The 25,364-nt window shown below is 73.0% G+C and carries 22 protein-coding genes; 11 read left to right on the top strand and 11 right to left on the bottom strand.

Translation table 11 applies throughout. The features are described 5' to 3' along the window. Positions 1–45 precede the first annotated feature (45 nt). From SGUI_RS05865 to SGUI_RS05845, 5 genes are all read left to right on the top strand, one after another. Positions 46–1,749 carry a dynamin family protein gene (locus tag SGUI_RS05865; RefSeq protein WP_066637462.1) on the top strand — a complete coding sequence of 568 codons (1,704 nt, stop codon included), beginning with the start codon at positions 46–48 and terminating at the stop codon, positions 1,747–1,749. Then, the gene (locus SGUI_RS05860) at positions 1,749–3,386 is read left to right on the top strand and encodes a GTPase (RefSeq protein WP_066637460.1); all 1,638 of its coding nucleotides are present in this window, start codon (positions 1,749–1,751) and stop codon (positions 3,384–3,386) included. Before SGUI_RS05865 ends, SGUI_RS05860 begins: the two co-directional genes overlap by 1 nt. Positions 3,387–3,617: 231 nt before the next feature. Then, a complete protein-coding gene (locus SGUI_RS05855; RefSeq protein ID WP_066637458.1) occupies positions 3,618–4,154 on the top strand; it encodes a single-stranded DNA-binding protein in 537 nt (178 codons plus the stop codon). A gap of 51 nt (positions 4,155–4,205) precedes the next feature. Beyond that, positions 4,206–5,888, top strand: coding sequence for an energy-dependent translational throttle protein EttA (gene ettA / locus SGUI_RS05850; RefSeq protein WP_066637455.1), 1,683 nt, complete (start codon positions 4,206–4,208; stop codon positions 5,886–5,888). Positions 5,889–5,923: 35 nt separating this feature from the next. Further along, positions 5,924–6,856, top strand: a complete 933-nt coding sequence (locus SGUI_RS05845) for a pseudouridine synthase (protein WP_066637452.1) — start codon at positions 5,924–5,926, stop codon at positions 6,854–6,856. On the opposite strand, the gene SGUI_RS05840 is transcribed toward SGUI_RS05845, so the two are convergent. After that, positions 6,848–7,042, bottom strand: a complete 195-nt coding sequence (locus SGUI_RS05840; protein ID WP_066637450.1) for a hypothetical protein — start codon at positions 7,040–7,042, stop codon at positions 6,848–6,850. The genes SGUI_RS05845 and SGUI_RS05840 overlap by 9 nt on opposite strands. 169 nt (positions 7,043–7,211) lie before the next feature. Here SGUI_RS05840 and SGUI_RS05835 point away from each other — a divergent pair, with 169 nt between their 5' ends. Continuing rightward, positions 7,212–9,044, top strand: a complete 1,833-nt coding sequence (locus tag SGUI_RS05835; RefSeq protein WP_066637448.1) for a glycoside hydrolase family 15 protein — start codon at positions 7,212–7,214, stop codon at positions 9,042–9,044. Positions 9,045–9,232: 188 nt separating this feature from the next. Here SGUI_RS05835 and SGUI_RS05830 read toward each other — a convergent pair whose 3' ends face one another. From SGUI_RS05830 to SGUI_RS05820, 3 genes are all read right to left on the bottom strand, one after another. Then, positions 9,233–13,174, bottom strand: coding sequence for a cell wall-binding repeat-containing protein (locus SGUI_RS05830; protein WP_191090951.1), 3,942 nt, complete (start codon positions 13,172–13,174; stop codon positions 9,233–9,235). 177 nt (positions 13,175–13,351) lie between these two features. Then, positions 13,352–14,332, bottom strand: coding sequence for an acyl-CoA thioesterase (locus tag SGUI_RS05825; protein ID WP_066637437.1), 981 nt, complete (start codon positions 14,330–14,332; stop codon positions 13,352–13,354). A gap of 19 nt (positions 14,333–14,351) precedes the next feature. Further along, complete coding sequence (locus tag SGUI_RS05820) at positions 14,352–15,422, bottom strand: aldo/keto reductase (RefSeq protein WP_066637435.1); 1,071 nt, start codon at positions 15,420–15,422, stop codon at positions 14,352–14,354. Positions 15,423–15,485: 63 nt separating this feature from the next. Between SGUI_RS05820 and SGUI_RS05815 the strand changes: the two genes are divergently transcribed. From SGUI_RS05815 to SGUI_RS05805, 3 genes are read left to right on the top strand one after another with little or no spacing between them, the layout of a single operon-like run. Next, a complete protein-coding gene (locus SGUI_RS05815; RefSeq protein ID WP_157621749.1) occupies positions 15,486–16,199 on the top strand; it encodes a VldE C-terminal domain-containing protein in 714 nt (237 codons plus the stop codon). A gap of 20 nt (positions 16,200–16,219) precedes the next feature. Further along, positions 16,220–16,717, top strand: a complete 498-nt coding sequence (locus SGUI_RS05810) for an acyl-CoA thioesterase (protein WP_066637433.1) — start codon at positions 16,220–16,222, stop codon at positions 16,715–16,717. After that, positions 16,714–17,403, top strand: coding sequence for a DUF8185 domain-containing protein (locus SGUI_RS05805; RefSeq protein WP_237141461.1), 690 nt, complete (start codon positions 16,714–16,716; stop codon positions 17,401–17,403). Before SGUI_RS05810 ends, SGUI_RS05805 begins: the two co-directional genes overlap by 4 nt. Positions 17,404–17,449: 46 nt before the next feature. Here SGUI_RS05805 and SGUI_RS05800 read toward each other — a convergent pair whose 3' ends face one another. Together SGUI_RS05800 and SGUI_RS05795 are read right to left on the bottom strand one after the other, a co-directional pair. Next, positions 17,450–18,001, bottom strand: coding sequence for a winged helix-turn-helix domain-containing protein (locus SGUI_RS05800; protein ID WP_066637431.1), 552 nt, complete (start codon positions 17,999–18,001; stop codon positions 17,450–17,452). Next, a complete protein-coding gene (locus SGUI_RS05795) occupies positions 17,998–18,594 on the bottom strand; it encodes a 3'-5' exonuclease family protein (protein ID WP_066637429.1) in 597 nt (198 codons plus the stop codon). The genes SGUI_RS05800 and SGUI_RS05795 overlap by 4 nt, the downstream gene beginning before the upstream one ends. A 60-nt stretch (positions 18,595–18,654) precedes the next feature. Between SGUI_RS05795 and SGUI_RS05790 the strand changes: the two genes are divergently transcribed. Then, on the top strand, positions 18,655–19,917 hold the full coding sequence (locus SGUI_RS05790; protein WP_066637427.1) for an MFS transporter: 1,263 nt from the start codon (positions 18,655–18,657) through the stop codon (positions 19,915–19,917). A 4-nt stretch (positions 19,918–19,921) separates the two neighbouring features. Then, positions 19,922–21,244 carry a hemolysin family protein gene (locus SGUI_RS05785; protein ID WP_066637424.1) on the top strand — a complete coding sequence of 441 codons (1,323 nt, stop codon included), beginning with the start codon at positions 19,922–19,924 and terminating at the stop codon, positions 21,242–21,244. 105 nt (positions 21,245–21,349) lie between these two features. Here SGUI_RS05785 and SGUI_RS05780 read toward each other — a convergent pair whose 3' ends face one another. From SGUI_RS05780 to SGUI_RS05760, 5 genes are all read right to left on the bottom strand, one after another. Continuing rightward, positions 21,350–22,219, bottom strand: a complete 870-nt coding sequence (locus SGUI_RS05780; protein WP_066637417.1) for a hypothetical protein — start codon at positions 22,217–22,219, stop codon at positions 21,350–21,352. Then, positions 22,216–22,755, bottom strand: coding sequence for a SigE family RNA polymerase sigma factor (locus SGUI_RS05775; RefSeq protein WP_066637414.1), 540 nt, complete (start codon positions 22,753–22,755; stop codon positions 22,216–22,218). The genes SGUI_RS05780 and SGUI_RS05775 overlap by 4 nt, the downstream gene beginning before the upstream one ends. A 76-nt stretch (positions 22,756–22,831) precedes the next feature. Further along, positions 22,832–23,107, bottom strand: a complete 276-nt coding sequence (locus SGUI_RS05770; protein ID WP_066637413.1) for a hypothetical protein — start codon at positions 23,105–23,107, stop codon at positions 22,832–22,834. Then, positions 23,104–24,828 carry a glycoside hydrolase family 13 protein gene (locus tag SGUI_RS05765; RefSeq protein ID WP_066642883.1) on the bottom strand — a complete coding sequence of 575 codons (1,725 nt, stop codon included), beginning with the start codon at positions 24,826–24,828 and terminating at the stop codon, positions 23,104–23,106. Before SGUI_RS05765 ends, SGUI_RS05770 begins: the two co-directional genes overlap by 4 nt. 122 nt (positions 24,829–24,950) lie before the next feature. Continuing rightward, positions 24,951–25,361 (bottom strand): globin, encoded by a 411-nt coding sequence (locus tag SGUI_RS05760; protein ID WP_066637412.1) that lies wholly within the window; start codon positions 25,359–25,361, stop codon positions 24,951–24,953. Between the last annotated feature and the right edge of the window lie 3 nt (positions 25,362–25,364).

Here is a 25,364-nt window from a genome sequence, read left to right as displayed (position 1 = left end):
GCGGTTCGTCTTGGCCGGTGGCGGCGCGAGGGCCACACTAGGCCCGTGACCACGGACCCCGCTGCGCTGCTCGCTGCCGTCGAGAGGCTGCGCGCCGGCGCCGGGGAGGTCGCCCTCCCGCTCGACCTGGACGGCGTCCAGGAGGCCCGCACGGCCCGCCGCGAGATGGAGCAGCAGCTCGACGACTACGTCCTGCCGCGGCTGCGCTCCCTCGACGCCCCGCTGCTCGCGGTCGTCGGCGGCTCCACCGGCGCGGGGAAGTCGACGCTGGTCAACACTGTCGTCGGCCAGGAGGTCAGCCGCGCCGGGGTGCTGCGCCCGACCACCCGCGCCTCGGTCCTCGTGCACCACCCCGACGACGCGCGCTGGTTCACCGGCACCCGGGTGCTGCCCGGGCTGGCACGGGTGGGCGGGGAGGCCGCCGAGGTCGAGGACCCCGGGGCGGTCCGGCTGGTCGCCGCGGAGGCGCTGCCGGCCGGGCTCGCGCTGCTCGACGCCCCCGACATCGACTCCGTCGTCGCGGCCAACCGGCAGCTGTCCAAGCAGCTTCTCTCGGCCGCCGACCTGTGGCTCTTCGTCACCACCGCGTCCCGGTATGCCGACGCCGTCCCGTGGGGGCTGCTGCGCGAGGCCAGCGAGCGCGGCACCTCGGTGGCGATCGTGCTCAACCGGGTGCCGCCGGAGGCCATGGAGCAGGTCCGGGTGCACCTGGCGACCATGTTGCGCGAGCAGGGCCTGGGGAAGTCGCCCATCTTCACCGTCCCCGAGGTCGACCTCGAGGACGGCCGCATCCCCGGGCGGCACAGCGAGCGGCTGCGCGGCTGGCTGCACTCGCTGGCGAGCGACGCCCGCGCCCGCGCGGTCGTCATCCGCCGCACCCTCTCCGGGACCCTCGGCTCGCTCGACGCGCGGGCGCACGCGCTCGCGGACGCGGGGCGGGACCAGGTCGAGGCGCTGGGTGCGCTCCAGGAGGCGCCGGAGCAGGCATACCGGGACGCGCTGGAGTCGGTCGGTGAAGGGGTGCGGGACGGCTCGCTGCTGCGCGGGGAGGTCCTCGCCCGCTGGCACGAGCTGGTCGGCACCGGGGAGTTCTTCCGCTCGATCGAGGCGGGCGTCGGGCGCGTGCGCGACCGGCTGACCTCGTTCTTCACCGGCAAGGAGCTCACCTCCGAGCCGTTGGGGGAGGCGCTGCAGACCGGTGCCGCCGCGCTCATCACCTCGCACGGCCAGGTCGCGGCCAGCACCGCGGCCCGCGCCTGGAAGCAGGCGCCCGGGGGCCGGCGCCTCGTCGAGGAGCACCCCGGGCTCGGCAAGGCCTCGCCCGACTTCACCGAGCAGGTGGAGCGGCTCATCCGCGACTGGCAGCGCGACATCCTCGAGATGGTCCGGGAGGAGGCGGGCTCGCGGCGCACCACCGCGCGCTACCTCGCCTTCGGGGTCAACGGGCTCGGCGTGCTGCTCATGGTCGTGGTCTTCAGCGCCACCGCCTTCATCCCGACCGGGGCCGAGGTCGCGGTCGGCGCCGGGTCGGCCGTGCTGGCGCAGCGTCTGCTCGAGGCGGTCTTCGGGGACGAGGCGGTCCGGCGGATGGCGGCCCGCGCCCGCGACGACCTCGTCGACAAGGTCCGCGCGCTGTATGCCGCGGAGGCCGGACGCTTCGACGGCGTGCTGCAGCGCTCGGTCCCGGTGTCGCCGGAGCCGATCCGCGAGCTGGAGGCGGCCGCCGCGCAGGTCGAGGAGACCCGCTGATGCGGAGGGGCAAGGGGAGCACCACGCAGAGCGTCGTCGAGCGTTCGGAGCGGCTGTCGACCGCGCTGGAGGTGGGCGGGCCCGAGCTGGAGCCGGAGTCGTCCGACGCCGCCCGGCAGGTGCTCGGCCGGGTCGGGGAGCGCTGGGCCATCGCCGGCGGGCGGACCGTCGTCGCGCTCGCGGGCGCGACCGGGTCGGGCAAGTCCAGCCTGTTCAACGCCCTCACCGGCGAGGACGTCTCGACGATCAGCCCGCGCCGCCCCACCACCGCGGAGGCGGGTGCCGCGGTCTGGGGTGAGGAGGACGCCTCCGAGCTGCTCGACTGGCTCGGGGTCGCCAACCGGCACCACGTGACGATGACGCAGGACAACGCGGGCCTGGACGGGCTGGTCCTCGTGGACCTGCCCGACTTCGACTCCCGCGAGCTGCGGCACCGGGTCGAGGCGGACCGGATCCTGGAGCGGGCCGACGTCTTCGTCTGGGTGGCCGACCCGCAGAAGTATGCCGACGCGCGCCTCCACGACGACTACCTCCGGCCGCTGCGGCACCACGACGCGGTGATGCTCGTCGTGCTCAACCAGGTCGACCGGATCCGCGGGGACGGCGAGGTCGAGCAGGTCGCCGCCGACCTGCGCCGGCTGGTCGAGGCGGACGGGGCCGGCCGGCACGAGATCGTCCTCACCTCGGCGCGGACCCAGCGGGGCATACCCGACCTGCGGGACCGGATCGGCGAGGTCGTCGGCGCCCGCAACGCCGCCGAGGCGCGCCTCGTCGCCGACCTGCGCTCCAGCGCCGAGCGGGTGCACGAGCGCGGCGTGGCCGGGCAGACCCCCGAGCTCGGCCAGGAGGCGGACCGGCGGCTGCACCACGCGCTCACCGTCGCCTCCGGCGTCCCCGTGGTGCTCGACGCGGTGGACCGCGACTACCGCCGCCGGGCCGTGGCGCGCACCGGGTGGCCCTTCACCCGCTGGGTCGCCGGGCTGCGGCCGGACCCGCTGCGCCGGCTCCGGCTGGGCGACGACTCGCCGGGCCGCGCCGGCATCGCGCCGTCCGACGTGCGCGCGGTGCTCGGCCGCTCCTCGCTGCCCAGCCCCACCCCGGCGGCCCGCGCCAACGTGCAGCTCGCCACCCGCCAGCTCGGCGAGAACGTCGGCGGGGCGCTGCCGCAGCGCTGGGCCGACGCCGTCCTCGAGGCGGCCAGCCCGCAGGAGGACACCCTGTCCGACGCGCTCGACCAGGCCGTCGTGGGGGTGCCGCTGCGGACGCGCACGCCGTTCTGGTGGTCGCTGCTCGGCGTGCTCCAGCTGCTCCTGGCCGCGACCGCGGTCGTCGGGCTGCTCTGGCTCGTGCTGCTCATGGTGCTCGGCTGGCTCCAGCTGCCGGTGGACGCACCCTTCTGGGGCCCGGTGCCGATCCCGCTGGCCCTGCTCGCCGGGGGAGTGCTGGCCGGGCTCCTGGTCGCGCTGGTCGGCCGGGTCGCGGGCGGCGTCGGGGCGGCGCGGCGCCGACGGCAGGTCGCGCACGTGCTGGACGACGCCATCGACGAGGTGTCCTACCGGCACGTCCGCAAGCCGGTCATGACGGTCCTGGACCGGCACGAGAAGACCCGCGCGCTGCTGGAGCAGGCCGCCGCCTGAGGGCATCCCCGCCTGAGGGCATCCCCGCGACCGGACACCCCTTCCGTCCGCTCGCACGGTTCCCGGCCGCCGACCGGACATACCTTGCCTCCGTTCGTTCGTCCACACCCCTGCGACGGCGAGCCTGCTCGTCCACAGATCCGGGTATGCCGCTGGTCCCGGTCCGCCGTCGGGGGCAGGGTGGGAGCACGCCCGCATCCGTGGGCGCGACGACCAGGAGGGGAACGCACCATGATGAACGAACCCACGATCACCGTCTCGGGCAACGTGACCCGCGACCCGGAGCGCAGGGTCGGCAAGGAGAGCGGCAACGACTTCGCCGTCGTGCCGATCGCGGTCAACCGGCGCAAGTTCGACCGTACGCAGGAGGCCTGGGTCACCTCCGACACGACCTATGTCGATCTGCTCGCCTTCGGCCCGAAGGGTGCCACCGCGCTCGCCAGCTTCAAGAAGGGCGACCCGGTGATCGCCCACGGGCGCGTCACCCTCCACGAGTGGCAGACGGAGAGCTCCGCGGGGGCCCGGCTGGTGGTCGACGTGGACAGCCTCGGTCACGACGTGTCCCTCGGCGTGAGCCGCTTCAGCAAGGGATGGGTCAGCTACGACGGCGACCGGTCTGCGGACTACGACCCCTCGCCGCAGAACGATCTCGTCGGAGCGGTGGACCGGCGAGCCGACGGCGAGCCCGAGCCGGACATCGCCGTGGACGAGGACGGCGTGGTCCAGGACGACCAGCAGGCCGACGCGGCGCTCGCCCGCAGCGCCTGAGGCGGGCCGCGAGATTCGGAGACGACGCGGGAGCCCTTATACCCTGGCGTCATGGCCGAATTCATCTACACCATGACGCGTGCCCGCAAGGCGCACGGCGACAAGGTGATCCTCGACGACGTGACGATGTCCTTCTACCCCGGCGCCAAGATCGGCGTCGTGGGCCCGAACGGCGCCGGCAAGTCCACCATTCTCAAGATCATGGCCGGGATGGACCAGCCGTCCAACGGCGAGGCCCGCCTCACCCCCGGCTACTCCGTCGGCATCCTCGAGCAGGAGCCGCCGCTCAACGAGGACAAGACGGTGCTCGGCAACGTCGAGGAGGGTCTCGGCGAGATCAAGCGCAAGGTCGACCGGTTCAACGAGATCTCCGAGGAGATGTCCGCCCCGGACGCCGACTTCGACGCGCTCATGGCCGAGATGGGCACGCTCCAGGAGGAGATCGACCACGCCGACGCGTGGGACCTCGACGCCCAGCTCGACCAGGCGATGGACGCGCTGCGGTGCCCGCCCGGCGACAGCGACGTCACGGTGCTCTCCGGTGGTGAGCGCCGCCGCGTCGCGCTGTGCAAGCTGCTGCTGTCCAAGCCGGACCTGCTGCTGCTCGACGAGCCCACCAACCACCTCGACGCCGAGTCGGTGCAGTGGCTGGAGCAGCACCTGGCCTCCTACCCCGGCGCCGTCCTGGCCGTCACCCACGACCGGTACTTCCTCGACAACGTGGCCCAGTGGATCGCCGAGGTCGACCGCGGCCGGCTCTACCCCTACGAGGGCAACTACTCCACCTACCTGGAGAAGAAGCGCGAGCGGCTCGCCGTGCAGGGCAAGAAGGACGCCAAGCTGGCCAAGCGGCTGGAGAGCGAGCTGGAGTGGGTCCGCTCCAACGCCAAGGCGAAGCAGACCAAGAACAAGGCCCGCCTGGCCCGCTACGAGGAGATGGCGGCCGAGGCCGAGCGCACCCGCAAGCTCGACTTCGAGGAGATCCAGATCCCGCCGGGTCCGCGCCTGGGCAGCCAGGTCATCGAGGTCAAGGACCTCAAGAAGGGCTTCGGCGAGCGCACCCTCATCGACGGCCTGTCGTTCACGCTGCCGCGCAACGGCATCGTCGGCGTCATCGGTCCCAACGGCGTCGGCAAGACGACGCTGTTCAAGACCATCGTCGGGCTGGAGGAGCCGGACGCCGGCGACGTCAAGGTCGGCGAGACGGTCGAGATCTCCTACGTCGACCAGTCCCGTGGCGGCATCGCCGCGGAGAAGTCGCTGTGGGAGGTCGTCTCCGACGGGCTCGACTTCATCCAGGTCGGGCAGGTCGAGATCCCCAGCCGCGCCTACGTCAGCCAGTTCGGGTTCAAGGGGCCAGACCAGCAGAAGAAGGCCGGGGTCCTCTCCGGCGGGGAGCGCAACCGCCTCAACCTCGCGCTCACCCTCAAGGAGGGCGGCAACCTGCTGCTCCTGGACGAGCCCACCAACGACCTCGACGTCGAGACCCTCGGCAGCCTGGAGAACGCGCTGCTCAACTTCCCGGGCTGCGCCGTGGTCATCAGCCACGACCGGTGGTTCCTCGACCGGGTCGCGACCCACATCCTCGCCTACGAGGGCACCGACGAGGAGCCGGCGAACTGGTACTGGTTCGAGGGCAACTTCGGCGCCTACGAGGAGAACAAGGTGGAGCGCCTCGGCGTCGACGCCGCCCGCCCGCACCGGGTGACCCACCGCAAGCTCACCCGCGACTGAGCGGGAGCGACCGGACTCCCGGGCGACCGCACGGTATGCCCCGCCGCCGCCCCCAGCCGCCGTTGCCGCCGCGCGACGGGCTGGGGGCGGCGCGCGTCCGGATGCCCGACGAGGGCACCTGGCGCACCGTGGTCGCCTTCCTCCTCGAGCGCACCGGCGACGAGGACGGCATCGCCCGCCGTCTCGCCGTGGGCGAGATCCGCCTCGCGGACGGCACGCAAGTCGATCGGGGGACGGCATACCGTCCGGGCGGCGTGGTCCACCTCTACCGCGACCTGCCGGACGAGGTCCCCGTCCCCGTCGACATCGAGATCCTCGAGCACGACGAGAGCACCGGCCTGCTCGTCGTGGACAAGCCGCCCTTCCTCGCGACGATGCCGCGGGGAGCGCACGTCGCCGAGACCGTGGTGGTGCGGCTGCGCCGGGAGCTGGGCCTGCCGGAGATCGTGCCGGTGCACCGCCTCGACCGGCTGACCAGCGGCGTCCTGCTGCTCACGACCCGGGCGCAGGTGCGCGGGGCATACCAGCGGATGGTCGAGGCCGGTGGGCTGCGCAAGACCTACGAGGCCCTCGCCCCCACCTCGGACCGGCTGGACCTGCCGCTGACCCTGAGCAACCGCATCGTCAAGGAGCGCGGGACGCTGCAGGCGCGCGTGGTCGACGGCGAACCCAACGCGACCACCCGCGTCGAGCTGCTCGGTCGACGCGGCGGGCGCGGTCACTACCGGCTCACGCCGCTGACCGGCCGTACCCACCAGCTGCGGCTGCACCTGGCGACCCTGGGCATACCCGTCGACGGAGACCCGCTCTACCCCACGGTCCGCGCCGTCGACCCGGGTGACTTCAGCACGCCGCTGCAGCTGTTGGCCGCGCAGGTGTCCTTCGTCGACCCGGTCAGCGGCCGGGAGCGCAGCTTCTCCTCCCGGCGGGCCCTACCCGTCGTCGGCGTCGGCGTCGGCTCAGCCTGAGCGCGCGCGGAGCATCCCCAGCAGCGGGGAGCCGGCCCCGAGGAGGAAGCCGAGGTCGTACCAGTTGCCGGCGCGCTCGCTGTTGTAGAAGGGGAACTGCTCCCAGGCGCCGAAGACGTGCGCGATGAGGACCACCCAGGCGGTCAGCCCGTTCCACATCCCCCACAGCAGGTCGTGCCACCACATCGCCGGTGTCCTCTCGCTCGGCCGTCACGGACGGGCGGCGTCACGGTGGGCCGCCCACCACCATGGTGCACGCCCCACCTGTGCGGCAGGTGTGCGTCGTGGTCGGGACCCTCGCGACCGGGCCGGGCCGGGCGGCGCGTCGCAGGGGTCTGCTGCGAGACTCGAGGGTATGACTGCGGCGGAGAACCCCACCCCTGACGTGCCCATCGGCGACTACGCGGTGGTCGGCGACATGCGCACCGCCGCGCTCATCTCCCCGGAGGGCAGCGTGGACTGGCTGTGCCTGCCCCGCTTCGACTCGCCCTCGGTCTTCGCCGCGCTGCTCGGGACCGAGCAGGACGGGCGCTGGCTGGTCCGTGTCGTCGGCGGGCACGTCGAGAAGCGGGACTACGTCGAGGGCACCTTCGTCTTCCGCACCGTGTGGCAGGGGCCGGAGGGCTCCGCCGAGGTGACGACCTTCATGCCGCACGTCGACGGCCGCTCCGACATCGTCCGGGTCGTGCGGTGCACCTCGGGGACCGTCGAGATCGAGCACGAGCTGATCATGCGCTTCGACTACGCCACCGTGCGGCCGTGGGTGCACCGGACCGAGATCGAGGAGGAGGACGGCGCGGTCGAGGAGGTGCTCACCGCGGTCGGCGGACCCTCGCGGCTCATCCTGCACGGCCCGCTCCCCGAGCCGGTGCCCGAGGAGGACGCGCACCGCGCCCGGCATACCCTCGCCGAGGGGGAGGAGCTGTGCTGGGTCCTCACCGGCCAGGCGTCGTGGAAGCCGCTCCCGAGCCGGATCGACGTCGACGCCGTGCTCGAGGAGACCATCGACGACTGGTGCTCCTGGAGCGGGCAGATCGAGGCGACCGGTCCCTGGGCCCGGCAGGTCACGCGATCGCTGACCGTCCTGCGCGCGCTCACGCACAAGGACACCGGCGGCATCGTCGCGGCGGCGACCACGTCGCTGCCGGAGAACCCGGGCGGCGAGCGCAACTGGGACTACCGCTACACCTGGCTGCGCGACTCCGCCCTCACCCTGCAGGCGATGGTCCTGCACGGTCTCGACGGCGGTGCGCAGGCGTGGAAGGACTGGCTGCTGCGGGCGATCGCCGGCCACTCCAACCAGCTGCGCATCATGTACGGCCTCGCCGGCGAGCGCGACCTGCTCGAGCGCGAGCTCCCGAACCTGCGGGGGTATGCCGACTCCCGCCCGGTCCGCATCGGCAACGGTGCCGCCGACCAGTACCAGGCCGACGTCATCGGCGAGGTCATGCTCGCCCTGGCGGACCTGCGCCGTGCCGGCATCCCCGAGGGCTCCTACAGCTGGGGGATCCAGAAGATGATGCTCGACACCCAGGCGGAGCGGCTGCACGACCCCGACCACGGCATCTGGGAGATGCGGGGCGACAAGCACTTCTTCACCCACGGGCGGGTCATGGTCTGGGCCGCCTTCGACCAGGGGATCAAGGCCGTCGAGGAGCACGACCTGAGCGGCGACGTGGAGCACTGGCGCACGCTGCGCGACCGGGTGCGGGCCGAGATCGACGAGCAAGGGGTGGGCCCGGGCGGCGCGTTCCGGCAGACCTACGGCGCGGACGAGGTCGACGCCTCGCTGCTGCAGATCCCGCACACCGGCTTCTGCGACTACGACGACCCGCGCATGCTCGCCACGGTCGAGCGGCTGGAGCGCGAGCTCGTCGACGACCAGGGCTTCCTGCACCGCTACCGCATGGGCGAGCAGCACAACATGGACGGTCTGAGAGGGGCCGAGGCGCCCTTCCTCATCTGCACCTTCTGGCTGGTCGAGCAGTATGCCCGCACCGGCCGGATCGAGGACGCCGAGCGGCTCATGCAGGCCTGCGTCGACGCCGGGGCGCCGCTCGACCTGCTGGCCGAGGAGTACGACCCCGCCTCCCGCCGGATGCTCGGCAACTACCCCCAGGCCTTCAGCCACCTCGGGCTGGTGCGGGCCGCGGACGCGATCGCGCACGTGCGGGGAGAGTCCGGCTGAGGCATACCGTGCGGCCGGTCTGCGCAAAGTGCGCGGCCGGTCGACGCAAACCGTGCGGCCGGTCGAGACAAACCGTGCGGCCGGTCGGGGAGGGGCCTGAGGGACATGCGTCGGGCCCGCCCCCTCCGTGAGGGAGGGGACGGGCCCGAGGCGCCGGGTCGGCCGGGCTCAGCTTGGCCGACCGTGGGTCACGGCGTGTTGACCGAGACCAGGGTGGAGGCGACCTCCTCGCCGCCGGTGCTGTAGCCGATGACACCCAGGTAGCGGGTGGCGGCGTCGAGCCCGGTCCACGCGGCGGTCAGGTCGAGCGGCACGCCGGCGGTCACCGCGACCGGGGACGGCGTGACGGTCATGTTGCCCTCGTCCGCGGACGGCATGAAGACGTGCAGCGGACCGCTGGCGACCTCGCCCTCGGCGCCGCTCCAGAAGTCGATCGCCACGAGGTAGTCGCCCGGGGCGGGCGCCACCGTCGTGACCGACTCGTCGGACCCGCCGGCGGCGGACTGACCCACGACGTTCCCCTCGCTGTCCGCGAGGTAGAGGTCGAGGTCGAGGCCGTCCGGCGTCCACTCCGACTCGACGACCTCGACCCGGATGGCCGAGGTGCCCTCGGGCACCGTGACCGGCACCACCGCGTCGGCGATGCCGTCGCCACCGGCCGGGCCGTCAGAGGTGACGTCCAGGTCGGTGACGTCCGAGGCCATGAGGCCGTGGACGACCGAGGTCAGCTCGCCGCTGAAGCCCGGGGTGACCTCGAAGGTCTCCGAGCCCTCGGTGCCCTCGCCGCGGATCTCGGCCGGGGCGCCCATGGCGACCGGGTTGATCGCGATGGGGCTGCGGACGTCCTCGCCCGGGCCGGTCCAGGTCAGCGACCCGAAGGTCCACTCGCCCAGCTCGGCGTCGGTCGTGGTGAAGGTGACCTCGAAGGTCGCCGTGCCACCGGGCTCGACGGTGATCGTCGAGGGCTCGACGACCGCGTCGATCCCCGGGGGAGCCTCGACCTCGGCGGTGAAGGTGCCGCCCTCGCCGCTCGCGTCGGTCACCGTGCGGGTGATCGTCTGCGTACCACCCAGGTCGCCGATGGCGATGCTCGGGTAGTTGAGGTCGCTCGGGTCGCTCTCACCGAGGTCTGCGCAGTCCGCAGCGCCACCGATGAGCTGCCACTGGCCGATGGAGCAGGCGTACCCGATCCAGTCGATGACGTCGGAGTCGTAGACCAGCGGCGTGCCGTAGGCAGCACCCGGCTCGACCTCACCCGACCCGTAGTGGAGCGGGCTCGCGGGCGCACCCGCGTAGTTGATGAGCTCGCCCTCGGAGTTGGTCGGGTCGGCCGTCGTCATCATCGAGGACTTGACCGCCATCGGGCTCCACTCCGGGTTGTCCTGCATCATCAGCGCGGCCAGGCCGGCGATGTGCGGGGCGGACATGGAGGTGCCGGAGTAGCTGTCGAAGTTGTTCCCGCCGTTACCGGCCGGGGAGACCGCGGCGATGACGTCGACACCCGGGGCGGTGATGTCCGGCTTGAGCAGGTCTCCGCCGCCGGCCGAGGCCGGACCGTAGGAGCTGAAGCCGGCCATCTCCGGGTAGGTGAGCTCCGGGCCCTCGCCGGTCGCCGAGATGGTGGCCGTCGGGTTGGGGTCGGAAGCCTCGTAGGCCTTGATCGCGTCGCCGGTGGTGCCGTCGACGTGGATCGTGGGGACGGAGTGGAAGTCACCGTTGAGCGACTCCTCGTTGTTGTTGTTGGCCAGGACCATGCCGATGCCACCGGCCTCGGCGACGGTCTCGCTCTTCTCCACCCGGGCGTTGGTGCCGCGGGTGCAGATGACGATGTTGTCGGCCGCTCCGGCCGCGTCGAGCGAGCCGGGCAGGCAGAGCTCCGCATCGGCGACGGTCGAGTCGGCCGCCACGATGTCGACCGAGTTCACCAGCGGGGCCGGGCCCACGCCCATACCGGAGCTGATGCCCGGGTAGGTCTGCGAGCTGTCCTCGAAGAGCGCCTCGATCTCAGTCCGGACGTCGTCGTTGAGCGCACCCTCACCACCGAGGATGACGGCGGACTCGGGGGCCAGGGCCACCATCCCGTCGCGGACGACGTTGGGCAGCCCGTCGGGGCGGCTCAGCACCACCGGGACGCCCTGGAAGCCAGCCAGCGCCGACCCCGCCAGTGCGTCCGGGTAGTCCCGACCGGTCGCGGTGTGCACGACCGGGGCCGGGTTGTCCGCGTCGTAGCCGAACTGCTCGGCGACGGCGACGGAGGTGCCGTAGCGGTCCGTGCCGGACAGCCGCTCGGAGCCGCCGAGGTCCTCGAAGACGTCCTCGCTCACCGCGGCCGACCCACCGATGACGTGCACCTCGGGGTCACCCATGGCCTCGAGCGCGTCGGAGACGGCGCCGGGGACCATGTCGCTCTTGGTCAGCAGGACGGGCACGCCCTCGCTGCCGGCGAGCGCCGAGCCGGACAGCGCGTCCGGGAAGGCCTCGTCCTGACCGGTGGCGACGTAGACGTGGTCCACCTCGCCGTACTGCTCGGCGACGAGCGCGGCGGTCTCGTAGCGGTTGGCGCCCGCGACGCGGGTCACCGTGCCGTAGTCGCCCAGCGCGTCCTCGACGTCGTCGGAGACCGCGACCTCACCGCCGAGCACGACGATGTTGTCCGGGTCGATCGACTCCAGCGCCTCCATGGTGGCGGAGGGGATCTCGTCGACCTTGGTGAGGAGCACCGGGGCCGGCGAGCCGTCGGGGGCGACGGCGGGCTGGTCGAGACCGTTCGCGGGGACGAGGCCCTGCGAGGCGGCCGCGGCACCCGAGAGGGCGTCGGCGAACTGGTTGCCGGTGGCGATGTAGACGGTGTCCACGCCCTCGGGATAGGCCGCCGCGATCTGCGCCGCGGTGTCGTAGCGGTTGGTGCCCGAGATGCGGGTCACCGGGGCACCGCCACCCAGCTCGACCTCGGCCGAGTTGGTGCGGTCGTGCGTGGAGGCCGCGACCGTCATCGTCCACGGCGAGTTGTGCGCGACCGAGCTCTCGCCGACCGTGTCGCCGGAGTTGCCGGCCGAGGTCGAGACGAAGACGCCGGCGTTCGCGGCGTCGAGGAAGGCCAGCTCGTCCGCGGTGACGACGTAGTCCGAGGACCCGGAGACGGAGTAGTTGATGACGTCGACGCCGTCGGCGACCGCGTCGTCGATCGCGGCGACGAGGCCGGCGCTCGTACCGGAGCCGTTGCCGTCCTCGGTCTGCCAGAGGGCCTTGTAGAAGGCCAGGTGGGCGGCCGGGGCCATACCGCTGCCCTCGCCGAGCTCGACGCCGTTGATCTCCATGGGGACGTCGACGTTGCCCGCCGAGGTGCCGCCGACGTGGCTGCCGTGCCCGTTGGTGTCGCGCGGGGACTCGAAGTCGAAGCTCGTGTCGTTGGTGTCCGGGTAGAAGCGGGCACCGATGACCTTGCTGTTGCAGGTCACGTTGTCGGCCGGGTCGGCCGAGTCGCCCTCGACGCACTCACCGTTCCAGTCGGCGGGCGGCTCCGGGTCGCCCGGCAGGGCGGCGAAGCTGGGGTTCTCCGGCCAGAAGCCGGTGTCGATGATGCCGACCACGATGCCGGAACCCGCGTTGGCGTCGCCGCCGAACTGGGTGTTCCAGACGCCGTCGTCACCGGTCAGCCCGAGGTAGTCCGGGGTGGTGATGGTGTCGGTGTAGCGGACCTCGTTCTCCCACACCGCGGCGACCTTCGGGTCCTTGCGCAGGGCGGACACCTGGGAGCCGGTGAGGTCGGCGGTGAAGCCGTTGAACGCGGTGGAGTAGGTGTAGACGGCGTCGGCGCGGTCCAGGCCCACGGAGTCCAGCACGGCGTTCTGCTGCCGGTCGAGGTAGGCGGTGTAGTCCTCGGCGGCGGCGGTCGTGGTGCTGAGCTTCTCGCCCTCGGCCGGCTTGGTGGCGGGGATGCCCTGGACGCCCCCGTCGTAGGCGGCCAGGGAGCTGTCCGCGAGCATGACGATATAGGTGCCGTCCTCGTTGACCGTCAGGTCCGGGTTGGCCCACGCTGAGGGGGCTACCAGGGCCAACGGCGCGATGACAGCACCCGCGCCGGCGAGCGCCAGCAGGCGCGTCCTCCGGCGTGCAGATGGCTGATGCACTGTATGTCCTTTGTTCGGAACGGTGGACGTCGCCGCTGGACGGCTCCACGTCGTCGAGAAGCCGAGAGATCCCCAGGGGTGACCCCTGGCAGTATTGTCCGGCGCTCCCAGGGTGTCTACAGGGAGATCTCTCCGAGATGCCGTCGTAACCGGATCGTTACCCTGACGTGGCGGCAATCAGGAGGGCTCCTCCGAGGACCGGAGCCGCACCATCCCTTCCTGCCCGACGGTGGCGAGCAGCGTGCCGTCCGCGGCGAACATGTGGCCCGTCCCGAGGCCCCGGCCGCTGCTGGCCGAGGGCGAGGACTGGGTGTAGAGCACCCACTCGTCCACCCGCGCGGGGCGGTGGAACCACATCGAGTGGTCCAGGCTCGCCGGGCGCAGCCGCGGGTCGCCCCAGCCGATGCCGTGGCGCCGCAGCACCGGTTCGAGCAGGACGTAGTCCGAGGCGTAGGCCAGGATCGCCGCGTGCAGCAGGGGGTCGTCGGGCAGCGGACGGGAGATGCGCATCCAGACCGCCTGCTCGCTCGGCCCGGGCTCGCCGGGGCCGAGCAGCAGCGGCTCGACGTGCCGCAGCTCCACCGGTCGCTGGCGGGCGGTCTTCTGCGCCACCGGGTGCTCGACCTGCTCGAGGATCTCCCGGTCCGAGCGCAGCTCCTCGGGGCCGACCACCTGTGGCATGGCCAGCTGGTGCTCCAGCCCCCCGGCGGCCTCCTGGAAGCTCATGATGATCGACATGAGGATGCGACCGTCCTGCACGGCGTGCACCCGGCGGGCGCTGAAGCTGCGCCCGTCGCGCATCCGCTCGACGAGGAAGCGCAGCGGCCGGTTCGCGTCGCCGGGCCGCAGGAAGTAGCCGTGCATCGAGTGGATGGGCCGCGGGAGCGGCTCGGGGTCGCTCCCGTCCTCGACCGGCTCGACGGTGCGGCCGGCGGCGATGAGGCACTGGGCGAGCACCTGCCCGCCGAAGACCCGGCCGTGGGGCATCGGCTGGCTGCGGCCGACGAAGACGTCGCCATGGGAGTCGGCCAGGTCCTCGCCCATGCCCTCGGGGGAGGCGACCCGGATCGTGGTCGACCCCTCCCGGCGCAGGTCGAGCACGTCGAGCAGGTCGTCGACCGGGTAGTCGACGGGAGGGTCCAGGGGTGCGTCGCTCACGAGGAGGAAGCCTAGTGACTCACCCGATGTCGGCGGAGGTCGCCCACAGGTCGACCTCCTCGGTGTAGCCCGAGAGCCGGTCGATCTGCGCGATCTCCTCGTCGGTGAAGTCGGTGCGGTGGGCGGCGGCGAGGTTCTCCTCCAGCTGCCGGACGCTGGAGACCCCGATGAGGGTCGAGGTGACGCCGCCGGGGCGGATCGCCCAGGACAGGGCCATCTGGGCCAGGCTCTGGCCCCGCCCCTCGGCGACCTCGGCCAGCCCGCGCAGCCGCTCCAGGTTGTCCTCGGTGAGCACCGCGTCGTCGAAGGACGGGCGCTGCATGGAGCGCTCCGCCTCGCCCTCGCCGAGGTACTTGCTCGTCAGCAGCCCCTGCGCGAGCGCGGTGAACCCGATCGAGCCCATGCCGTGGCCCGGGAGGGCCTCGAGCAGACCGTCCTCGACCCACCGGTTGAGCATGTTGTAGGCCGGCTGGTGGATGACCAGCGGGGTGCCCAGGTCCCGCGCGACGGCGACCGCCTCGGCGGTGCGCTCGGGGGAGTAGGAGGAGATGCCGGCATACAGCGCCTTGCCCTGGCGGACCGCGGTGTCGAGCGCGCCGACGGTCTCGGCGACGGGGGTGCCCTCGTCGGCCCGGTGCGAGTAGAAGATGTCGACGGCCTCCACGCTCATGCGCCGCAGCGACTCCTCCAGGCTCGACAGGAGGTACTTGCGCGAGCCGAGCATGCCGTAGGGGCCCGGCCACATGTCCCACCCGGCCTTGGTCGAGAGCACCATCTCGTGGCGGTAGGGCGCGAAGTCGGTGCGCATCATCCGCCCGAAGTTCTCCTCCGCCGAGCCGTAGGGCGGGCCGTAGTTGTTGGCGAGGTCGAAGTGGGTGATGCCCTCGTCGAAGGCGCGGCGCAGGATCTCGCGCTGGGTGTCGAAGGGCCGGTTGTCGCCGAAGTTGTACCAGAGCCCCAGCGACAGCGGCGGCAGCAGCAGCCCGCTGTCGCCGACCCGGCGGTACTCGAGCTTCCGGTGCCGGTCGGGGGCCGCGACGTAGGGCCGGTGCGTGTCGGGGACGTCTTGCGCGTAGTAGGCGTCGGTCATGCGCGTCACGCTACGCCGGGCGCCTCCCAGGCGCGTGCCAGCCTCTCCCGGCACGCTGGGGGTATGCCTCCACCGCGCCCGCGTCGACGCGGCGGCGGGTCGGTCGTCACGGTCGGCGTCGTGCTGGTGCTCCTCGCGGCGGTCGCGCTCGCCTGGCGGCCGGTGACCGGCTGGGTGGAGGAGGCCGCCGCCCCGTGCGGCGTCGTCCTGGACGGCGAGGGGGTGCCGCTGGACCGCGAGCAGGCGCAGGCGGCGACCGCGGCCGCGGCCGGGTCGGGGGAGGCGGGCGAGGGCATACCCGCGGGAGTGGTCGAGGCGGTCCGGGGGGCGCGGGAGGGCACCGCGCTGACCTGCCGGGCGGCCGCGCCCGACGTCACGGCGCAGGAGCCGACCGGCAGCGGCCTCACGCCGCGGGCGCAGACCGTGCTCGACGAGATCCGCGGGACCTTCGGCGACCTCCCCACCGGCGGGTATGCCCCGGGCGGGGTCGACTCCGGCCACGGCGAGGACTCCACGCACTACGACGGCCGCGCGGTCGACGTCTTCTTCCGCCCGGTGACCGAGGACAACCTGGACCGCGGGTGGGTGCTCGCCCAGTGGCTGGTCGCGCACGCCGAGGAGCTGTCGGTGCAGTACGTCATCTTCAACGACCACTACTGGGGGGTGCGGGAGTCCGGCCGCGGGTGGCAGGACTACCGCGTGCCCGGCAGCTCGGACGACCCGGTGCTGCGCCACCTCGACCACGTGCACGTGGACGTCGTCCGCGGCCAGGGGTGAGGGCGCGACACAATGGCCGCATGAGCACCTCCCTCCCCGACGTCCCCGGGTCGGCCTCCGTCTTCGGCATCACCGTGCGCTGGTCCGACCTCGACGCCTACGCCCACGTCAACAACGTGCAGTACCTCCGGCTCCTCGAGGAGGCGCGCGTCTACGCCTTCAAGGAGTGGTTCGGGCAGGGGCGCGACGTCATCGACGAGGGCATGCTCGTGGTGTCGCAGGCGATCGACTACCTGCTGCCGATGGAGTTCGCCTACGCACCCGCCCGGGTCGCGGTCTGGTGCGGCGGCGTCGCGGGGGCCAGCTTCGAGCTGGGGTATGCCGTCGCCGGGCCGGAGGGGGACGACACGGTCTACGCGCGGGGCCGGGTGACGCTGGTCGCCTACGACCTGCGCGAGCAGCGGCCGCGCCGGCTCGGCGCGGAGGAGCGGGAGGCGTTGGCCGCGGTGAGCGGCCCCGCCGTCGTGCTGCGCAGCGACCGGGCGGTCGGCGGAGGGGCGCGCGGGGCCGCGTCGTGAGCGGCGGTGCCACGCTGGTCTTCCCCGACGGGGAGGGCCTGGCCGACCTGGCGACGTATGCCCGGCGGGCCGCGCTCCTCGACGAGGAGGGCGCCATCCGGCTGCAGGTGGGCGGCGGGGCGGCGGCGGTGCTCGCCGCCTGGGTCTGCGTGCTCCCCGGCCAGGGGGTGCTGCGCTCCGGGCTGGTGCTCGGGCTGCGCACGATGCGGCTGGAGCCGGGGCAGGAGGCGCTGGACACCACCGTGCCGCTGAGCGGTCTGGCCGACCGCTTCGCGCGACGCGCCTCGACCGGTGACGTCTCGACCGTGCTGCCGGTGCCGCCCACGACGGTCGCCCCGCCGTGGGCCGCGCAGTCCCCGCCGATGGGCGGTTGGGAGCAGGTCGACGAGGTCGCCCCCGAGGTCCTCCAGGAGGCCGCCCGCGCCGGGATCGCGGAGGTGGCCGAGGGCGCGCCCGAGGGCTCCGGTGCGGCCGCCGTCGGTGCCCTGCGCGCCCGGGTGTGGGGCCGCGACCTGCCCGGGCACCGGCCTGCCGTGCCCGCCGGCGCCGCCCTGGCCGCGCACGCCCTGGGCTTCCTCGGGCCGCAGGGGGCGGGCATACCTGCTGGGCGGCCGGCGACCGTCCACCGCAGCGGCCCCTGGCTGCGGGTCTCGACGGCCGCCGGGCACGTCGTGCTGCGGCCCTGAGTCTCCGGGTGGGCCGGCAACCTCACGCGACGGCGCAGGTATGCCGTCAGTCGCGGGGACGGCTGCTCGTGTCCGGGTGCAGCACGAGGAAGAGCGACCACGGCTCGGCGGAGGGGTCGCGGCCGCGGTCGTGGAACTCGGTGACCAGCGCCGCGAGCCGGGAGCGGAACTCCGCCAGCTCCTCCGGGGGCAGCCGCAGCCCGAGCCGGGCCATCGTGACGTCGGTGCGGTCCGCGGGCACCTGCGCCAGCTCGGCGACGAAGGCCTCGACCATGCCGTTGCCGGTGACCGGGGTGTCGGCATACCAGGAGCGGCCGGTGGCGCGGTAGGGGATCTCGCGCGCGCCCCGGCGGCCGCGGCGCGGCTCCTGCGCCTCGAGGAAGCCGGTGTCGACCAGGGTGCGGACGTGGTGCAGGCAGGTCGCGGGGTTGAGCTCCAGCGCTCCGGCGATCTCGCGGTTGGTGAGCGGCTCGTCCAGGGTGACGCGCAGGATCCGCAGCCGGACCCCGGAGGCGAGGGCCCTGGCCTGCGCCTCGCTCGCCTCGAAGCGCTCGCCGCCGGGGCGTGGCTCGCGCCGGCGCTCGCCGCCCGCGCTCACCGGACCGCCCCGGAGCGGCGCATGAGCTCGCCGAGGAGATGGGCATACCCCCGGGCGTCGTCGATGGCGCGATGGGTATGCCCCGCCTCGCCCAGCCACTCCGGCGGCAGCGTGTGCGGCGAGATCTCGCCGACGGGGCGGCCGAGGACAGCGGCGGCGTAGCTGCGCAGGCACAGCGCCCCGTGGTCGAAGAGGGTGTCGGTCTCGTAGGGCCCCTGGGTGAGGCCGTAGCGGGTGAAGCGCCGCAGGTAGTGGTCCATCCACGTCCCGTCGAAGGCGATGGGGGAGGCGGCGAAGGCGCGCGGTCGGGGCAGCGAGCGCACCCACTCGACCCAGCGGGACATGACCTCCGGCACCGGCTCGGGGTCGGTGGTGGCCGCGGCCCACGCCTCGGGGTGCCCCTGGAACCACGCGAGCGTGTCCGGGTGGGGCGCGGCGCCGGGGAGCGGCTCGAGCACGGCCTCGAAGGCGTCGACCTCCTCGCCGGTCTCGCGCACCGCCACGCTGGCGAAGGAGCGCATCGAGTTGGGGCCGGGCCAGGGGCCGTCGACCTCGATGTCGGTCACGAGGTAGAGCCAGTCGTCAGCCGCCATGACGGCATCCTACGCAAAAGTGATTGACAGGACCCAATCACTTGCCGCAGGATCGTCGGCGTGACCGCACCCCGACCCGGCAGCCTCTGGCGCCACCACGACTTCCGGCAGCTGTGGATGGGCGACACCGTCTCCGTCTTCGGCGCGCAGTTCGTGGGCTTCGCCATGCCGCTCATGGCGGTGCAGCTGCTCGGTGCCGACGCGTTCCAGATGGGCCTGCTCGCCGCGCTGGAGTCGCTGGCCTTCCTGCTCATCGGCCTGCCCGCCGGTGCCTGGGTCGACCGCTGGCGCAAGAAGAGGGTGCTCGTGCTGGGGGACCTCACCCGGGCGGCGCTGCTGCTGACCCTGCCGGTCGCCTGGGTGCTGGACGCGTTGACGATGTGGCAGGTCTACGTCGTGGCCTTCGGCGTCGGCTGCATCACGGTCTTCTTCGACGTCGCCAACCAGTCCTACCTGCCCGAGATCGTGGAGTCCGACCAGATCGGCGACGGCAACGGCAAGCTGCAGGCCAGCCAGCAGAGCGCCATGGTCGTCGGGCCGGCGGTCGCCTCCTTCATGGTGCGCTGGCTCGGCTCGCCGCTGACGATCGCGGTCACCTCGGTCTGCATGGGGCTCTCCTCGCTCTTCGTCAGCCGGATCCGGCACGAGGAGCCCGCGCCCGACCCCGCGGCGCGCCGGCCGCTGGTCACCGAGATCCGGGAGGGCCTGGGCTTCGTGCTCGGGCATCCGCTGCTGCGCCGCATCGTCGCCTGCACGGGGCTCACCAACCTCGCCTCCTCGGGCATCTTCGCGCTCTTCGTCCTGTATGCCGTCTCCACCCTGGGCCTGTCCGAGACCACCCTCGGGCTGGTGCTCTCCCTGGGGGCGGTCGGCGGCATCCTCGGCGCGGTGAGCGCGGGACGCTTCGGGCGCCTCGTCGGCGAGGGCCGCTCGATCCCGATCTCCACGCTGCTCGGCGGGATCGCGCTGCTCAGCGTGCCGCTGGCCTCGGTGCTGCCGCCGGTGCCGACGCTGCTGGCCGGCAACCTGCTCATCTCCTGGGCGGTCGTCGTCTACAACGTCGTCCAGGTGAGCTTCCGCCAGCGGCTGTGCCCCAAGCCGCTGCTCGGCCGCATGAACGCCTCGATCCGCTTCCTCGTGTGGGGCCCGATGCCGATCGGCGCCTTCCTCGGCGGCGTGCTCGGCCGGGGGCTCGGGATCGTGCCCACGCTGTGGATCCTGTGCACGCTGGCGCTGCTCGCGTCGCTGCCCGTGCTGCTCTCGCCGCTGGTGCGGATGCGCGACCTGCCGCGCGAGCTCGACGCGCTCACCGGCATACCCTGAGCGCATGGACACCGCGCTGCTCACCAACATCGCGCTGGTGCTGCTCTTCGTGCTCATCGGCGGTGTCTTCGCGGCGACCGAGATGGCGATCGTGTCGTTGCGGCCCTCGCAGGTCGACGACATCGAACGCTCCGGCGAGCGGGGCGCGCGTATCGCCGCGCTGGTGCGCGACCCCAACACCTTCCTCTCCGCAGTCCAGGTCGGGGTCACCGTCGCGGGCTTCTTCTCCTCGGCCTTCGGCGGCGCGACGATCTCGCCGTCGGTGTCCGCCTGGCTGCAGCGGCTCGGTGTGCCCGGTTCCGTCGCCGACCCGCTCGCGCTGGTCGCGATGACGCTGGTCATCGCCTACCTGTCCCTCGTCCTCGGCGAGCTGACGCCCAAGCGGCTGGCGATGCAGCGCTCGGCCGGCTTCACCCGGGTGCTGGCGCCGCCGCTCGGCGTCTTCGCGACGCTGCTGCGGCCGGTCATCTGGTTCCTGTCGGTCTCGACCAACCTCATGGTGCGGGTGCTCGGGGGAGACCCCAGTGCGACGAGCGAGCAGATGACCATCGAGGAGCTGCGGCGGACCGTGGAGGACAACCGCGACCTGCGGCCCTACAGCCGGCAGATCCTCGCCGACGTCTTCCGGGCCGGCGAGCGGACCCTCGGCGACGTGCTGCGGCCGCGCCCGGACGTGGAGTTCCTCGTGGCCGACGCGACGATCGCGCAGGTCATCGGGCCGATCCGAGAGAGCGGGCACAGCCGCTACCCGGTCACCGGCGACGGGGTCGACGACGTGCTCGGCTTCGTGCACATCCGCGACCTGCTCACGCTGCCCGAGGCGGAGCGGGAGACGCGCCGGGTGCGCGAGGTCCTGCGTGACATCACCGCGCTGCCGGTGACCAAGCCGGTGCTCGCGACGCTGGCCCTGCTGCGCGCCGAGCAGCAGCACCTGGCGCTCGTGGTCGACGAGCACGGGGGCACCGAGGGGATCGTCACCATCGAGGATCTGGTCGAGGAGGTCGTGGGCGAGATCTACGACGAGTACGACACCGACCCTGACCCGGAGGACTCGCTCGTCCGGGCCGGCGGCCGCGCCGTCGTCTCGGGCAGCCTCATCGTCGAGGAGCTCGAGGACGCGCTCGGGCTCGCGCTGCCCCACGGCTCCTACGAGACCGTGGCCGGGCTCGTGCTCGCCCTCCTGGGCAGGGTGGCCGAGGAGGGCGACACGGTCGAGGTGGACGACCTGCGGCTCACCGTCGTCGGGCTCGACGGGCTGCGCATCACCGAGGTCGAGGTCAGCCGAGAGCCCTCCCCTGCGGAGGGTGAGGGCGCGGAGCCGGGCTGAGCGGGCATACCTGCCGATTGTGGTGCAGGAACGGTGCGTCACATCCGTCGCCCGGGCGACGGATGTGACACACCGTTCCTGCACAGGCTCACTCCAGCGCCGGGCTCAGCGCGGATCGACAGGCACCTGGATCTCGAGGGTGCCCTTGACGGTGAGGCCGTCGGAGGCATAGGTCGGGATCTCCAGCGGCTCCCGCTCGACCGACTCCCACGCCTCGAGCCCGGACAGGGTCGTCGGCGGCTCGCCGATGAGGTCCTCGAGCTGCTCCGCCTCGACGTAGCCGCCCCCGAGGTCCGAGCCGCGCACCTCGACCAGGTCGGGTCGCGCCAGCGGGGTGTCCACGCCGTAGGTCTGCCCGCGCTCGTTGACGCCGAGGGGGATCTGGTCCACCTCGACCGGCTCGGCCATGAGCTCCCACGAGACGTCGTCCGTCACCTGGACGGAGAACGGCTCCTCGGCGTCCTCCACCGGCACGAGGAAGGACAACGGGAAGATCTCGTCGGCGGGCGACGCCGGGTCTGATGCCTGTCGACACCCGGTGACCGTCGCCCGGAACGGCCACATCACCTCGGCCGGGTCTTCGCACGTGATCTGCAGCCGCAGGGCGTCCGTCCCTCCCGGCGTCCCCACCGTGGACAGGTCCACCTCCTGCACGCCGGCGCCGGTGAAGGTCGTGCCCTCGGCGAGCGCCGACGACCCGAGGATCGTGCCCGGCGAGCGGTTGCTGAACTCGGTGCCGGGGCTGCCGGACCCACCGGTCGTCGCCGGTCCGGTCGGCTGCTCGTCCCCGGGCAGCACCTGGGTCGCTCCCCATCCGGCGAGGACGAGGGCGAGCACGCCCGCGGCGGTCGCGCCGGCCGTCCGGCGCCGGGCGCGCCCGACCCGTCGCTCGACCTGGGCGAAGCGGTCGTCCTGCTCCTCCATCACCGGTGGCAGCGCCTTGAGCTGCTGACTGATCTGCTCGGTCGTCGTCATCGCACCTTCTCCTCCCGCTCCTCCCGCTCGATGGCGGTCCGCAGGCTCGCCAGCCCCTTGGCGGTCTGACTCTTCACGGTGCCCTCCGAGCAGCCCATGAGCCGGGCGGTCTCGGCGACGGACAGGTCGTCGAAGTGCCGCAGCACCACGCACTGCCGCTGGCGGACGGGTAGCGCGCGCAGGGCGCGGGCGAGGTCGATCCGCTCCGGTATGCCCTGCTGCGGGTCTGCGGCCTCGGCCCGGGTCGACGAGGCGTCGCCGGACCGCGCAGCGGCCGCGGTCAGGTCCTCCGTCGGCCGCTCACCGCGCCACCGCCGGGACCACCAGCTGGCGTTGGTCCGCACCATGACCTTGCGGACGTAGGCCTCGGGATGCTGCTCCCGGATCCTGCTCCAGTGCGGCCAGGTGCGGGTGAGGGCGGTCTGCAGCAGGTCCTCGGCACGGTGGGCGTCACCCGTGAGCATCCACGCCGTGCGCAGCAGCGCCGGCGAGCGATCGGTCACGAACTCGCGGAAACCGTCCGGTTCACGCACCATGGTCCATCCCTCCGCTCGGGTGCTCTCCTGGGGTGAACCGTCTGGGGGTGCGGATCGGTTGCCTCGGCCGGCCGACTCAGCCCTCGGGGCGGACCCGCAGGGCCGACATCCGCAGGTCGCGGCGATCGATGACCGCCAGATGGGCGGCGTTGACGAGCCCGGCCAGCGTCCCGCCCGCCACCGTGAGCACGTCGTCGACGACGGCGGCCGGTGGCGCCACCTCGCCGTAGCAGTCGTGCCAGGCCAGCTCGAGCAGATCCAGGACCTGGACCGCGGGGCCGACGTCGTCGGGGAACTGCCGCCGGAGCCGGGGGAGCTGCTCCTCGCGTCGGGCCTGCCGTCCGACGGTCATGCCAGCCAGACGGTCGTGTCCCGCTGCAGCAGCCGCTGGCCGTCGGCGCCGGTGTGCAGGAAGCCGCTGCAGACCAGCACGTCGCGGTCCTGGGGGACCATCACCGGCTCGTCGCCGAGGTTGGTGACAACGGTGACCGCCGGCCCGTCGGCGCGGGCGTTGGTGAACGCGACGACCTCGGCGGGCAACGGCATACCCCCGAGGTCGGTGACCCACTCGAGCCCGCCGACGCCGAGGTCGTGCTCGCGCCGCAGCCGCAGGAGGGTGCGGTAGAGCTCGAGGGTGGAGCCGGCGACGCCCTCCTGCCGGTCGACCGACAGCGGGCCGTAGAGCAGCGGCTGCGGGAGCCAGGGCTCGGTGTCTGCCCCGGTCCCGAAGCCGAAGGACGGCTGGTCGGCGACCCACGGCATCGGGACGCGGCACCCGTCGCGGCCGGTCTCCTCGCCCTGCGTCCGGTGGAAGGCGGGGTCCTGGCGCACGCCGTCCGGCAGCGCCGTGTGGTCCGGCAGACCCAGCTCCTCGCCGTTGTAGAGGTAGGCCGACCCCGGCAGGGCGAGCATCATCGCGGTCGCGGCGCGGGCCCGGCGCAGCCCGAGGACGGCGTTGGGCTGCGGGTCGTCGACTCCGATGCCGTTGGGCCGGGGCGACCCGACCGGCAGGCCCATCCGGGAGGCGTGCCGCACCACGTCGTGGTTGGAGAGCACCCAGGTCGTGGGTGCCCCGACCTCCTCGGCGGCGACCAGGGAGGTCTCGATGATCCGGCGCTGGTCGGTCGCGCGCCACGCGGCCTGGAGGTAGTGGAAGTTGAAGGCCTGGTGCATCTCGTCCTCGCGGACGTAGGCCATCGTGCGCTCCTGCGTGGGCAGCCAGGCCTCGGCGCACAGGATCCGGTCGCGCGCCGGGTCGCCCTCGGGGTTGTAGGAGTCGAGCACCCGGCGCCACCCGCGGTAGACCTCGTGCACCCCGTCCTGGTCCCACATCGGGCCCAGGTCCCCGTGCACCAGCGGCTCGTCGTCGGCGCCGGCCATGACGGCCCGCTGCTCCCAGTCCGGCAGCTCCGGGTCCTTGACCAGCGAGTGCGCGACGTCGACCCGGAAGCCGTCGACGCCGCGGTCCAGCCAGAAGCGCAGGATGTCGTGGAACTCCTCGACGACCTCGGGGTTGTGCCAGTTGAGGTCGGGCTGCTTGGTGTCGAAGAGGTGGAGGTACCACTGGCCGGGCTCGCCGTCGGCCTCGGTCACCCGGGTCCAGGCGATCCCGCCGAAGACGCTCTTCCAGTTGTTGGGCGGCTCGCTGCCGTCGCCGCGGCCGTCCCGGAAGACGAAGCGCTCGCGCTCGGGGCTCCCCGGGGCGGCCGCCAGGGCCTGCTCGAACCACGCATGCTCGTCGCTGGTGTGATTGGGCACGAGGTCGACGAGCACCCGCAGCCCCAGGTCGTGGGCCGTGGCGATGAGGCTGTCGGCGTCGTCCAGGGTGCCGAAGACGGGGTCGATGTCGCGGTAGTCCGCGACGTCATACCCCGCGTCGGCCATGGGGGAGAGATAGAACGGGCTGATCCAGATCGCGTCCACGCCCAGCTCGGCGAGGTAGGGCAGCCGGGAGGTGATGCCCGGGAGGTCACCGACCCCGTCGCCGTCGTGGTCGGCGAAGCTGCGGGGGTAGACCTGGTAGATCACGGCGTGGCGCCACCAAGGCGCGTCGTGGGTCGTGGGGGCGTGCATCGAGGGGGAGGCGGTCACGCTGGGCAACGCTATGTCGCCGCGCCCCCGTCCACGCAATCCGCGCGGTCGGTGCACGCAAACCGTGCGGCCGGTCGACGCAAACCGTGCGGCCGGTCGCTCGGTCAGTCCTCGGCGAGGGTGTTGACCATGGCCTGGGCGGCGTGGGCCATGTAGGCGCGCATCTGCTGCTCGTCCAGCGCGCTCATCCGGTCGCTGACGGTGTCGAGCGCGGCGTTCATGTGGTGCAGCCAGCGGTCCCGCTGCGCGGGAGTGACGCGGAACGGGTGGTGGCGCATACGCAGCCGGGGGTGGCCCCGCTGCTCGGAGTAGGTCGTGGGGCCGCCCCAGTACTGCTCGAGGAACATCCGCAGCCGCACCTCGGCCGGGCCGAGGTCCTCCTCGGGGTAGAGGTCGCGCAGCGGCGGGTCCTGGGCGACGCCGCGGTAGAACTCGCGCACCAGGGCGACGAAGGTGTCGTGGCCACCGACCCGCTCGTAGACGGTGGTGGGGACGTCGGGGGAGGGCTGGGTCACCCG

The sequence above is a fragment of the Serinicoccus hydrothermalis genome (assembly GCF_001685415.1).
Classification (GTDB): domain Bacteria; phylum Actinomycetota; class Actinomycetes; order Actinomycetales; family Dermatophilaceae; genus Ornithinicoccus; species Ornithinicoccus hydrothermalis.
This window is presented reverse-complemented; position numbering and strand designations above follow the sequence as displayed.